Below are 12,765 nucleotides of genomic sequence, written 5' to 3' on the forward strand. Positions count from 1 at the left end.
AGTTTTGGATCTACCCCGGATCGGCTCAGGCCGAGCCGTACGGCCCCTCGGCCTCCTTCAGCCGCTCCATGGCCGTCAGCCGGACCGCGAAGTGCACCGCGGCCGCAACTGCGGCGATGTCCAGGATGTCAGCCGCTATCACCTGAAGCACGGCGTCCCGGACCTCTGCGAGGGTTTCGGCGTCTTGGTAGCGCTGCCAGGCGTACCGGTTGAACAGGGTCGTGGTGACGAACATGCCCCACCACCGGTTCACCGGCCAGAAAGGGACCTTGTACGGCTCACCGTCGGCCGGCAGTCGCGTGCTGGCCCCCCACATGTCGACGGCGAGACGATAAGGCATCCAGAGGTTCGCCAGCGGGATGAACCATGCCCCGATCGCCCAGCTGGGGCCGTTGCGGAACCGGTCCGGCCCCAGCACCCCTGCGACCCGGCGCATCCAGTGGAACCAGACGATGAAGACGATTGCGCAGGCAAGGAAGGTGACTTTCTGGAGCTGTCCTGCCGTCTGGTACGGCGCGTCGGCACCGTCCAGCTCCTGCTGAGAGGCGAAAGAGGCCTCGGTCCTCGTCGATCAGTGTGTATGTATGCCCGGACGCCGGCCTAGACGGCGAACAGGTCGCTGAGGGCGACGGCCGCGAGCAGCGCCGACAGACCGGCCAGGAGGCCGCGCGGCGACCGCGGTACCCGGTTGTGCAGCGCGGGCCGCGGACGGAGATCGCTGGATGCGGACATTACGGTGGGCCCCCACAGGCACGGAACTGGAATCGCCCGCGGAAGAGCGCGCGCTGAGGGAAGATACGCCAGCTACGGGCGGCCGACCATGGCAAATTCGCCACCGACCCGGCTCGCCCGCTGCACGCCGTCCGCGCCAAGGCTTGCGAGCAGGCGGACGCCCTGATTGGGCGGGGTTGGCACCAAGCCGCCCAATCAGGGCTGACCTGCGAGGTCCGGTCGTGCTTCAGGAGATGATCTGTTCTCGGCGGCGGTGCAGCAGGCGATTGCGGCTTCCGTAGGGCCGCTGTCTCGGGATGGGGGCCCGTTTCCTGTGTAGGGGAGTGAAGCCGCCCGTGTGTGAGGTGTCGTCGTTGGGCGGCGGTTCCAGGGAGCTTTCGACGCGAGCGGCTTCAAGCTCGCGGCGCTTTTCGACCCACTCGGAGAACTCCGGATCTCGTGGCGAGAGTCCCATGCCGATGAGTACCCCCGTGAGCGCGTTCTCGGTGGGGAGCTTGGCTCCCCGGAAGACGTTGCAGATGGTGGTCTGACCCACGGCCAGGTTGTGCCGCGCTGACACGTTCGCGATCTTCTGATACGTCGGGTTGCGCTGCCACACCTTGAGCTGGCGCAGGGCTACGGCGAACGCGTGGACGGTCATGACCTCGGACGGCAGAAGCCGTTTGACCGCGGCTCGCTGTTCGGGGGCATCGGGGAGCCCGGCTGCTTCACGCTGTTTGGGGTCGGCGATCATCTCCCAGCGCGGACGCCAGGCGGAAGGGTCCTCGCCGGCCGCGTCCAGGTAGCGCTTCATGGTGTCCCAGGACGGGCACTTGGTTCCCTGTGTCGCAGCGGAAAGGGTCGCCCGCGACAGGCCGGACACGTCGGAGAACTGCTCGAGTGTCAGTTCCTTGTACTTGCGCAGCCGCAGAAGGTCCACGGCGAGCTGTTCGAGTGCACCCTTGCTCGGGTCGACCTGTGTGGTCGGCCGTCCGGGCTCCCTGTGATTCACGGCGGTCTCCCTTCCGGGCCCCGCTGCACCTGGGTGGGGGAGGCAGACAGCCTCCCCCACCCAGGTGCGCGGTCAGCCCTGCGTCTCCTGGGTGTCGGCTGCCTCGGCGCGCGAGGGTCCCGGCTTACGGGAGGTCATCCCGGAGACGAGCCGTTCTGCGGCGAGGGTGCAGGACAGGGAGACGCTTGCCGCGGTGGGAGCGTCGCAGCCGGTCTGAATGAAGCCGAACGTCGCGCCCGCGGCGATCGTGAAGGCGGCGAGGTTCAGCCTGATCTTGCTCAGGCCCACGGAACGGCGCAGGCTGCCGGGAGCGGGCAGTGCGCCTGCCTGGAGCCCGAAGGATCCGCTCTGCTGCGGGGAGACCACGCAGCCCGGGCCGAAGGGGCCCTCGGCCCCGAGGCGAGAAAACCGGTTCATCTTTGAACCTTTCTAAGAAGTGCCTTGTCTCGTGGTGCATGTGACCCAGGCTGTTTTTCCGTCCTGGTGGTGCTGGTGGTGCTGGTGGTGCGGGTACTGCAAACGCATCCGGGTTGCCGCCCGGATTTAGAAAGAATGCCCTACGCGACGCGCGTCATCAAGCGAAGATATTCCTGCGCTTTACCACAGGAACCGCGAGTCCAGTCAGGCACTCGTCCGAAGACTAATCACCCTCCAACCCCAGATCATGCACGCCTATTTTCTTAAGGAATACACATAGGCAGCCCTAAGTCAGGGTGATCACCGCGGGTGGGCTCGCCTGGTGGCGTTGTGTGCCAACGGAGTTGAGATTGGTCCGGACCAGGTGGTGCATACTGACCGGAAGGTAAGGTGAACGCATGCTCTATGTGCGAACATTCGTTCATAGCGGCGTTGGAAGATCTTTATACCGGGAATGAACCGGCGGGTAGGGGCTGCGCGTGAAGGGGTTGAGCGGTCGCGAATTTTGAACCCGATCCCCTTGGTGAATTACCGGCTATCCTGGGCGGAAGGGGACGTAAAAAGATAGTTCCCGGTGCGCTAAAGATCAAAATGTCGAGAGAAAAAACAACCGGAATCCCAAGGTCAGAGCCGCCGGGCGGGATAGGTTTTCCAAAGGCATACGGTGCTGTGACAAAAAGGGCTGGTCGGGTGGTAGGCAAGGCCAGGTCTGGGCACACTCAACCTGGCAGCTCTTCGGGGAGGGGACTCCTCGCAGTGCGGCCGAGAGGTGCCTTGTCTCTGACCCAGGCAGGTATCCCGTCCTATCTGGCCGTTGCCGCGGCCTCGGGACAACGCGGTGCGTGGGGGTTCCTGCGTGCCGCGCCCAGCTTGAGGAGGTAGACGGTGGAACTGCTCGTAACTCGTGCTCCAGTGCCCACGTCGGCGGGGTTCGAGCAGCTCGTCGAGTGGCGTTACGGCGCCACCGACGGTGTGACGTTCCTACTGCCGCCATCCTGTGGTCCATGCCGCTCAGGCGGGCCGGACACACGGGGCGCTGTCGTTCGGCCGATTTTAGGCTGCACGCGGCGACGGAGCGGATCTACCCACGCATAACTGCTTGCGCCAGCAGTGCGGCGGGGCGCGACCGCCCGACCGCGAGTCGACGAAGTGCTCAGCCCAGGGGGCTGTGCGGGGGCATCACATCCATCGTCTTCAGAGCCCGCCGACCACCAGGTCGGCGGGCTCCTCCACGTGCGGCACCGCCGCGAGACTCCGTGGCGAGAGGGAGAGCGGCGACGGCGCCGGCTGCGTGGCCTTGCGCATCGCGTCGAGGCAGCGCCGCTGGTCTGCGCCCGGATTGCCGTTGTCGCCCAGACAGGCCAGTAACCGCACCGTCCGTGTGCAGCGCAGCACCCGGCCACTTCGGTCCCGTACTCGCACGAAACCACCCCGCAGCAGCGCCATTCCAGGCCGCCTGCCCCAGCGGACTCACGAGCAGCACCCACATGAGAGAGCCCCGTGAGGCAGCAGAACGCACATCGTCCCGAATGCCCGCAGAACTCTCGTCCCTGCCGGGCCTTTGCCCGTGCGGGGTCACCGCGTGGTGGCGAGTTCATGGATGCGGTCGGGCAGCCGGCTGTCGGGCCGGCAGACCAGTCCGTCCTCGTCATGCCGGTCGGCGAGCGCCTCGTAGCGTTTTTGCAGGTGGCGGGTGGGGATCGGCGTCGGCTCGCGATGGCGGGCGCAGTAGGCGGTGAATGCATCCACGGCACCGACCAGGTCGCGGGTGTAGTCGTTGGACGGGCCGTCGAACCACTGCTGTGCGGTGCGGTCACGCATGGCGCTCATCTGCCGCTTCCACAGCGCCGCTTCGCGGATCTCGCCCTGGCTGAGGTGACGCAGGTGCAGGCAGTAGGCGGCGCCGGTGTGCTCAGCTCCAGCGGCGATCTGCCACCAGAAGATGGCGCTTTCGGGATGGTCGGCGAGGTGGAGGATGCAGGCGAAGACGTGGATGCCGTGGACATCGACGGGCATCCACTCGGTGAAGTCGTCCGGGGTGGGTTTGCCCATCCCGTCGTCGCCGATGACCGTGGCGAGTTCTTCGACGTGGTCGGCGGCACCGGCCTCAGTGACGGTCCACCGGGAGATCAGATCGAGCTGGCGGCGGGCGCCGGCACCGGCGGGCCGGGCAGGCGCAGGCCGCAAATACCCGGCTTCCGCGGCCAGCCGACGCAGCCCCTCGCCGACGTCGAACGCACGGCGCGGCTCACGCACGACGGGGTCCGCCTCGCGCAGCCGCTCGGTCCAGGTCGTCTCCGCTTCGGCCGGGCGCTTGTTCCCCACAGATGTCACTGGCTCTCCTCCTTCTGCTCCGGTGTTGTGCCGCGGTGGTGGTGGTAGACCGGGGCGAGGCGCTCGCGTGCCTTGCGGCAGTGGTGGTCCACGGTGCTCGCGGTGATGCCGAGATACCAGCCGGCCTTGCGGCTGCTGTAGCGCAGGACGTACCGCAAGATGATCACGTCGAGCTGACGCTGCGGCAGCTTCAGCAGCGCCGAGTACAGGCCGATAGTGCTCGGCATCGCCGTGATCCCGTCGCGGGCCTTGCACAGCGCCTCGTCACCGACGACGCGCCGCAGAATGCTCCAGGTCTGCTGCGGCAGGTTGGCCTCGGCGAGCAGCGCCTCCCAGTTCCGCAGCACTTCCAAAAACGCGCGGTGCACCGCGCGCTCGGCGATGTCGTTGGCACCGAGCCGGTACAGCGCATAGGAGTGCCACGCCTCCTGGTTCATCACGTAGTGCGCCTCGAAGTCCAGCGGCAGAGGGAGCGGCGCCTGCGTGGCGGAACCGTAGCCGTCGTTGGCACGGAAGACGTCTTCGTGCATGGATCCTCTTCGTTGAGGTGTCGGGTGCCCGGCGTGCGCCGGTGACGATCACTCAACCGGCCCAGCGCCCCGAACACGCATGCACGCGACCCTCAATATGACCGTCCGAAATTCAACAGTTGCGCACGGTGAGTGCCGCGCGGTTGAGGAACTCCCCGCGTGAGCTGCGACATCTGTCCTCACGGGGACATCGGGACCCCCCTTGCGGCACTGTTAAGCGTGACAGGGGTCACAAAGCAGGGTGATGACTTTTCGGCCAAACCATCCTGAAATAAACGCAGTTGCGGTCGTGACCGCCATTCCCGCGCCCCCAGGCAACGACGACCGGCATGAGTAGGCGACCACGACGCAAATCCTTTCACCGGCCATCGTGCAGTTCTGAAACATCCCGCGCCCGCGCAGGCATGGCGGGATCTCGCGGCGGCCTGCACGGTTGGTCAGGCTCACGGTGCGCTTTCCGGCCTGGCTATCGATACCGCCCGGCGGCGAGTCAGTCAGGCGTGGTCAGGCCAGCAGTCGACGACGGGCTTCACACGGCGCCCGGCCGCTCGCCTTTGCCCACCGAGGCCACGAGGTCGTCTATGGCCTTGCGAAGTGCCCTCTCACGTTCGGGATCGTCATCGACAGACACCATGACGTCATACAGGTCATGCAACGCCTCCGGGTGGTGACGCATCATCCCGTTGATGATGCCCATGACATCGGTGCGCGCTTTGGTGTGGCGGGGCAAAGCCGCGGTGACGTGCGGTTCCAGCGCGTTGATCACTGTCTGCCGTTCGGCGAGGTCGGCGATCAGCGGATAGGCCAGCAGGGCTTCTACGGCCCGCTGGAGGAGTGAGACCGGCCGCGCCGTGGACAGAGCCGACTCCACGGTGCCGCCGGGGCCACGCAGCATGATCGCGGGATGCTGCCATGCACGGTCAGCTTCCCTGAGGGCAGCAAACCGCACCTTTACGGCGTCGAACAGGTTCTGCGGATCGGGCAGTCCGGGCAGGACGGCGTCTCGGTCGGACAGCAGGTCCAGCACGACGTCGGAGAAGAGACCCCTGGGCTGTGCGGGGTCGTTGCTGGCAGCCTGGCCGGCCCCGGCAGCGCGGATCACGCTCTGCCGGTGGAGCAGGGGGGACCGTCCGGCTGGGAGGGTGCCTGAGGGCAGCGGCTGTTGGAAGGCCAAATCGTCCTCGAACTGCGCGGAGGCGTCCACGATCCACAGCTGCTCGGGGAGGCCGGGGACGGCCTCCCCGGCGTATCGGCTGAGCGCAGAATCCAGATCGATGTTCCTCTTGTTCGCGGTGGTCGCGTCCGCGCAGAACAGCCGTTGGCGGCCGGCTCGGTCTGTGCAACCGTGCCCTCCCCACCACACCCAGAGCACGTTGCCCTCTGCCGACCCTAGTTCGCTGACGAGGACGCGGAGCAAGGTCGCATGGTCTGCGGGCTCGTACGGTACGTCAGGGACATGTGACGGCAGGGGAGCGAGATGAAGGCGCAGGTGGGCCTCCGGCACGCCGGCGGCCCGCAGCAGCCGATAGAAGCGGAGCGCATCCGGGGCGGGCCCGGGCAGGTCCCAGGACGGCCCGGCGTCATAGCGCTCGATGCCGACGATCAATGCGTGCACACGGGCGGCCTCTGCACGTGACGGCGGGGCATAACCAGCGCCGGTCACCGCCAGTTCTGCTCTCGGCAGGCCCCTGGCCGACGTTTCCAAAGGCATCCCGGCCGAGCTGTCGGCTTCGCCCGGTGAGTTCGCGATGCTGCTCGAGCTGCCCATGGGAGCCAGGAGTCGCTCGAACTCTGCAGAGATCACGGCACCTTCGAGGGTCCGCACCACATCGAGCAGGGCCCGCTCGCCGCCGTCCGTGTACAACGCGGTCCGTGACAGGATGACGAGATCCTCACGCAGCCTGAGGCCCCGCAACTCGATCGGCCGGCCCAATATCTCCGCCAGCAGGGCAGCGAACCGCAGACGCCCCGCCGCGTTCGCCAGGCAGGCCAGCGTGGAAAGGGCGTCGGTCACTCGAAGCAGATGTTCACGGCGGGAATACGCCTGTTCCTCTCTTTCCGCCTCCAGCTCCGCGAGAGGCTCGCTGCCCTGGGGAAGAGCCAGCGTCCCCGAACGGTCGGCGATGATCGCCGGAAAGTCCGGGGTACGGCCAAGGCGTGGTGCGATGAAGTCGCTGACGGCGTCAGCCGTGCGCTGAGCCGAGCTGGCTTTGATCACTGTGCGAAGCAGCGCGCGCACATCTGGTGCGAAGGCGAAGACGTCTTGCCCCTCCAGCGAGCTGTCCAGATGCATGAGACCACTGAGCAGGACCTCCGCCAGACAGACCGGGCTGCTGTCGGGCAGGGCGGCAGCCTGGATGAGCCGCATCACGGGAAGCGTCAGCGGATCGACGGCTGCCAAGTGCCCTGCGAGGTCGTAGGCGTGCGGAGAGGCTGCCGCCTGGAAGGCCTGCACACGTTTCGCGGCGGCTGGAGGCTCATCCGCGACCGCCTCGTCGAAGAGCGCCGCGCCGGGAGGACTCTCCGCGTCGATGACACGCAGAGCGGTCAAGCCGCCGTGGGACGCGATCAGCTCCGCCCAGGGACGCAGGCTCAGCTCGTCCAGCTCAAGGACAGGCACCGGAAGGCCGGGTCGAGGGCCGAACGCAGCAGGGAGCCAGGGGTCGTGCGCGGTCAGCAGACGGTTGGGCGGCGCCGGGCCGGTCGTGCGGACGATCATAGGTTCCGCTGCCAACGCCGTCTCGCCCCACAGCCGGAGAGGAAACACATGAAGCACCGCGGTCGGCACGCTGCGAGCCAGCGTGGCCAGACGCCCGTGAGCGGTTCCTGTGTACCAGTGGTCAGCTACCCCGTCGGTCACGACGAGCACGGCGGTTCGATCGCTGACGAGGGAGACGGGCTCCTCCAGCGGGCCCACCCGTACGGAGCGGAAGATACCCGAGCCCGCAAGCGCGTCGGTCAGCTCGCTGACGGTGTCGCGCCACACCCGCATGGACGGACCCCCGTCGACGGCGAGCACGAGGTGAAGCCAGCGGCCCGCAGCGGGGCGCAGCACGGCATCGAGGACGCCGCTGTCGGCGATAGCCCCGACGGTGGCGCTCTCGTCCAGCTCGTACCGGTGCGCGGACGGCACCCTTCGCTTGAGAGCGCGTAAACCCCGCACGACGCCCAGCGGATGCCGCAGGCCCCGTACGCCAGGAATACGGACCGGCGCACCGGAAGCCCCGCCGCCACGGGCACCGGTGAAGGCGTAGACACCGCGCCGGCTCTCACCCGACGAGGACTCGGCAACGTCGCCGTCCGGGTGCTCCGCCTGAGGGAGAGAGGCGGGCGGGCGCTTGGCATGGAGCTCCGTCACAACGGCCGCATCCCGGTTCGGCGGAGTGTGCAGGGCGAGCCACAGGGCGTCGCTCAGCTCCCGAGGGGAGAGATCTACCCCCGCGCTGCGCAGAGCGGCATGCAGGGCACCGACCCAGGGCTCGTCCGCTTCACCGGACTCCGCCGTTCCTGAGCTCACGCAGCACCGCCTCCCTGAGGTGCTCCGCCTCGGGACGGATGCCCTGCTGCAGCAGATGGACGGCGTGCAGCAACTGGTCGGTGGCCAGGCCGCCGAGGCTGCGCCGGTCGGTGAACGTGCGGATGAGGTCCTGCACGCGCGGCCACTGCGCCTGCAACTGATCCAGGTCCTGGGCGAAGTGCGCCCGCACGATGCCCTCGAGCTGATCCGGGCCGGGCTCCGGCAGCTCCAGCCGGATACAGCGGCGCAGAAAGGCGGCCGGGAACTCCCGTTCACCGTTGCTGGTGATCACGACGAAAGGGAAGTCCCGGCAGCGGACCGTGCCATGCCGCACCCGCACCTTCTCCTGCGAGCCCTGCACATGCACAGCGACCTCGGCCTGGTCTTCGGGCAGGCGGGCCAGTTCGGGAATGGAGAACTCACCCTCCTCCAGCACGAACAACAGATCGTTGGGCAGGTCTAGGTCGCTCTTGTCGAGTTCGTCGATCAGGAGCAGCCGAGGCTGCTCCTCATGCCGGGTGGCCAGCGCGGTGCCCAAGGGCCCCAGACGTACGAAACTGCCGATGTCGGCACTGCCGTCCTGCCGCTCCCGCAGCCGCCCGATGGCGTCGTAGCGATACAGGGCATCAGTGAGCGTGGCGCGGGTGTTGACCGGCCACACCAGGACCGGCCCGAGTCCGAGTTCCGCTGCCACGGCGTGGGCGAGCGAGGACTTGCCCGTGCCGGGAGCCCCCGTGACCAGGAGGGGACGGCGCAGACGCAGAGCAGCGTTGACCACCTCCACCTGTTTCTCGCCGATCAGATACGGCCGCCGCTGCACGGCCTCACCGTCCGGCCGCGGCCGCCGCCACGGCGGCGGTTCCGGCAGCGGGACGGAAGCGTCGTATGTGCCTCCGCCGCCGCGGAAGAGCCGTTCCTGCGGGCGCCCGCTGTTCACACGGCGCCTCCTTCCCGCTTCATCGGGTTGGCCAGCCGTTGCCGGGACGGTGTCCAGCCCGGGTCCTCCCACATCAGCGCCAGATGAGCGCCCATGTGCGTGCTGTCGAACATCGCTTGGACACGCTGCTGTCTGACCGCTTCTCGAAGCGTGTGCGGCCAGTCCCCGGACACGACGTCTCGCAACGCCTCGGCCGTGTCCGGACCGTGAGTACCGCGCTGCCACAAGATCACGGGAACCCCCAGCCAACGGCACAGGGCCAGGGTGCTGTCGTGTTGCCCGGGCGGACAGCAGGCGACCACGCACGCAATCTCCCGGCTGTTCGTCAGACTGCCATTACCCGTATGCAGGTCGCGCAGCACATAGGGCGCTGCCGCGGAGCCCTGTCCCTGCTTCCAGCGCGTCTTCCACTCGCCGCCCCGCATCTCTTTCTGCCCACGCAGAACCACGACCCGGTCCAGCCCCACGGGCCGCGTCCCCAACGGGCCCGCGCTGATGGGCAGCCGGTCCACGGCCAGCCCGAAGAAGCCTTCCTCCAGTAGGAACTCCACACCGGCCGAATCCTCATACTGATCGAGGTCGTCGACAGCTTCGGAGAGAGCGGCACAAAGGTCGGCACGGCTGCACAGAGCATTCCCGTCCGTCCAGACCCTGACCTGGTTCCCATGATCGTCGTAGAGACGGAACATGTAGTGGAAGGTCTCCGCATCGGGGTCCGCTGTCCACAGCCACACCCGCAGCACCGGCGGAACCGTCTGAGCAGAAGCACGGGCCGTAGCCGACCAGCGGCACTGGCGCATCGCCTCCAGGCTTACGCCCAGCCGGGCGGTCACGCGGTTCGACCACTCCCGCAGACCGTCGCCGCTGGTCTGCCGTGCTGCGGCGACTTCCTCGATCACCTGGATCACGGGCGGTACGACGCCGGGTTCGCTGGCCCGGTCCTCCAGGTCCTCGATCAGAGCCCCCACGTCGAACGGCCCGGTTTGAGACAGCGAGAAGTGCGGCACGGCGCGGCGGGCGGCCGCGCGCACCTCCGGGAACGTGTCCGGGCCCAGGAACGCGCAGAGCTCGTCGTACTCCTCCTGGGTGAAAAGGCGCAGGGATCCCAGCATCGCCGCGACATCGGCGACCCGCTGCGCCACCGGCCCGTGCGCCATGAGCGTGCTGAGCAGAGTCGGCAGCCCCCGCTGATGGCGCATGGCAGCGTCGACAAGGTCCGTACAGGAGCCCGGGGTCCAGGCCAGCCGCAGAGCACGAGCGAAACGCTGAGTGCATCGCTGCAGCTTCTGCTCGTCGAGGTCCTCGAGCGCGTCAACCAGCTCACGGCGGCGAGCTCGCGTCCGTGGGTCCGACATCTCTGTGATCACGGCCGGGAACACGTGGGTCTCGGCGAGCAGCTTCACCAGCTCGGACGCCCTGATGGCGTACGAGCGGGAATTGTCGGGCTCGGTGGACACCATCAGACCCGTCACGCAACCGTGCTCTCGGTCCCACAAGGGCGCTCCGCTGTGCCCGGGGAGGATCTCCAGCGGGGCCCGCCCGGGATCCAGGATGTACCACGGGCCCATGGAGGTCTGGACATAGACGTCCACGAGGGAGCGCGGAGCGCCGTGTGCGTACCAGGTCGACAGGTGCCGGCTGGACGTCTCCCGCACCGGCACGGGAGGGAAGGTGCCCCATCCTTCCGTCTCGACTCTCAGCAGGGCGAGATCGCCGTTCCACCACTGCTCGTTCTTCGCCGGCTGCGGGGCCAGCCAGCTGACCAACTCCACAGTGCGCTGCTCACTGCCGAGGCCCGGAAACGAGACGGTGACCTGGAGCATGTCCTGCGCAGACGGCTGAGCGGCGGCCAGTTTGGGACGCTCGAGAGCCGCGTTGACCACGTGGGCGCAGGTCAGCAAGAACCCGTCCGCGACGATAAGGCCCGCGCCCAACCCGGCCCCTGCCGCGCCACGGGCGTGCACGGTGGCCCACGCCCGGCGGATGGGCGCGTCCGGGTCGTTGTCATACGGCGAGCGCACCGCTACTCCGTTGGCGCGGGTGCTTCGAGATTCCAGGTTGCAGACACCGTCAGGCTCGCCTCGCCCTTGTTGGCGACGATACCGAGAGTCAGATCGTTGCCGATCCTGACGCCCAGGTCGACGGTGAGTTGCTGGGGCCGCCGGTCCATGGCGGACACCGTGTCGTGTACGGACTGCAGAACGGGAACCAGTGGTTTGAGGACCTGCCGCAGTGCGCCGTGGGCAGCACGTGCTACCCGGCCGTTCCTCTCGCCCGCAACGGGCACGAGCGGTGCGGAACCGGGTGCCGAGCTGCCTGCCGCAGAGCTGGCGAGCGGACTGGGAAAGACTTCCAGCAGTACCGCCTGGCCGTCGTCGAAGGTGAACTCCACATATTCCCCCACAGCCTCGACTATGCCAGTTCTACGAGCCCTTGACCCCTCAGTCGGTCGATTCCAGGTCGACCGTGGGGCGGCGGCTGTCTCGGGCAGAGTGCCCGGACCCTAATGCTGAATTCCTCCTTCCTTGGGTATATGTGCTGATGGCGGGGTTGTTCGGGTGCTCGGAGGCGGGTGCAGGACGGCGGTGTTACAGGTACGGCCGAGCCGTGACGACAACGAGCAACGAGTCGTGCAATCGGCTGGCGCGAGCGCGCAAGGCGGTCCCCTTTCAAGCCGTCGCCGACACGAAGTGAGGGCTGGACTGGCAGACACTCTCAGATTCCCAGACGCTGCTGCGCCACTGCGTCTTCGATCCAATGGCACAGCTTGCGATCTTGGTTCGAGTTCTTAAAGACGTGAACTGCCTGTTCACAGGCTCTCGGATGGCTACCTCGGGTAGCGGCTGGAAAGACCTTGGCCCGCCTGCCACCAGATCTGGCCCTGCCCTGTCTGAGTTCCGAGCCGGGTGTTCATAAGGATTTCCCGAACTTCCGCGAGGTATCGGGCCTGGCACAGCCCCAACGGTGCCGAGGAGGTCAGCAAGGCAGTGGACCAGGTCCGCCCCGAATGGCTGCCGAGGCCCGAGAGTGGCGCTGGCACAGATCATTGCCCTTCCTCGCTCTGCATCGCTCGGATCAGAGACGAACCAGTCGCGGCACACAGCTACGCTTCCTCCACCCTGCCAGCGAAGCAGGCCTGCCCCCCCGGCAGCCGTTACAGGGGCAGGGCTGCCTGGTTGCGGAGCGATCCTGCAGCAGCGCCGAGTCCCTTTACCCGGTCTGTCGGCCGCTGTCTGTCCCGCCAGGTTGAGATCGCTGAATTGACCCAAACCGCCCGGATGTTGCCAACAGCCCCTCTAGGATGGCG

11 protein-coding genes are annotated in these 12,765 nt (G+C 67.6%); all 11 read right to left on the bottom strand.

Annotated features, from left to right (window positions below):
• Nucleotides 1-25 precede the first annotated feature (25 nt).
• On the bottom strand, nt 26-532 hold the full coding sequence (locus tag ACN6LD_RS17975) for a DUF4328 domain-containing protein (RefSeq protein WP_445043735.1): 507 nt from the start codon (nt 530-532) through the stop codon (nt 26-28).
• A gap of 68 nt (nt 533-600) precedes the next feature.
• Nucleotides 601-732 carry a hypothetical protein gene (locus ACN6LD_RS17980; protein ID WP_445043715.1) on the bottom strand — a complete coding sequence of 44 codons (132 nt, stop codon included), beginning with the start codon at nt 730-732 and terminating at the stop codon, nt 601-603.
• A 226-nt stretch (nt 733-958) separates the two neighbouring features.
• A complete protein-coding gene (locus tag ACN6LD_RS17985) occupies nt 959-1,723 on the bottom strand; it encodes a helix-turn-helix domain-containing protein (RefSeq protein WP_445043716.1) in 765 nt (254 codons plus the stop codon).
• 72 nt (nt 1,724-1,795) lie between these two features.
• Nucleotides 1,796-2,140 (bottom strand): hypothetical protein, encoded by a 345-nt coding sequence (locus ACN6LD_RS17990; protein ID WP_445043717.1) that lies wholly within the window; start codon nt 2,138-2,140, stop codon nt 1,796-1,798.
• 1,194 nt (nt 2,141-3,334) lie between these two features.
• Nucleotides 3,335-3,562 (bottom strand): hypothetical protein, encoded by a 228-nt coding sequence (locus tag ACN6LD_RS17995; protein ID WP_445043718.1) that lies wholly within the window; start codon nt 3,560-3,562, stop codon nt 3,335-3,337.
• Nucleotides 3,563-3,715: 153 nt separating this feature from the next.
• On the bottom strand, nt 3,716-4,474 hold the full coding sequence (locus ACN6LD_RS18000; RefSeq protein WP_445043719.1) for a hypothetical protein: 759 nt from the start codon (nt 4,472-4,474) through the stop codon (nt 3,716-3,718).
• Nucleotides 4,471-5,004: an RNA polymerase sigma factor gene (locus ACN6LD_RS18005; RefSeq protein ID WP_445043720.1), complete on the bottom strand. Its 534-nt coding sequence runs from the start codon at nt 5,002-5,004 to the stop codon at nt 4,471-4,473. Before ACN6LD_RS18005 ends, ACN6LD_RS18000 begins: the two co-directional genes overlap by 4 nt.
• A 529-nt stretch (nt 5,005-5,533) precedes the next feature.
• Complete coding sequence (locus ACN6LD_RS18010; protein WP_445043721.1) at nt 5,534-8,521, bottom strand: SAV_2336 N-terminal domain-related protein; 2,988 nt, start codon at nt 8,519-8,521, stop codon at nt 5,534-5,536.
• Nucleotides 8,493-9,458 (bottom strand): AAA family ATPase, encoded by a 966-nt coding sequence (locus tag ACN6LD_RS18015; protein ID WP_445043722.1) that lies wholly within the window; start codon nt 9,456-9,458, stop codon nt 8,493-8,495. Before ACN6LD_RS18015 ends, ACN6LD_RS18010 begins: the two co-directional genes overlap by 29 nt.
• Entirely contained in the window at nt 9,455-11,479 is a 2,025-nt protein-coding gene (locus ACN6LD_RS18020; RefSeq protein ID WP_445043723.1) for a VMAP-C domain-containing protein, read from the bottom strand. The genes ACN6LD_RS18015 and ACN6LD_RS18020 overlap by 4 nt, the downstream gene beginning before the upstream one ends.
• Before the next feature lie 2 nt (nt 11,480-11,481).
• Nucleotides 11,482-11,862: a CU044_2847 family protein gene (locus tag ACN6LD_RS18025; RefSeq protein ID WP_445043724.1), complete on the bottom strand. Its 381-nt coding sequence runs from the start codon at nt 11,860-11,862 to the stop codon at nt 11,482-11,484.
• Nucleotides 11,863-12,765 lie beyond the last annotated feature (903 nt).

The organism is Streptomyces sp. SAS_272 (assembly GCF_052543235.1).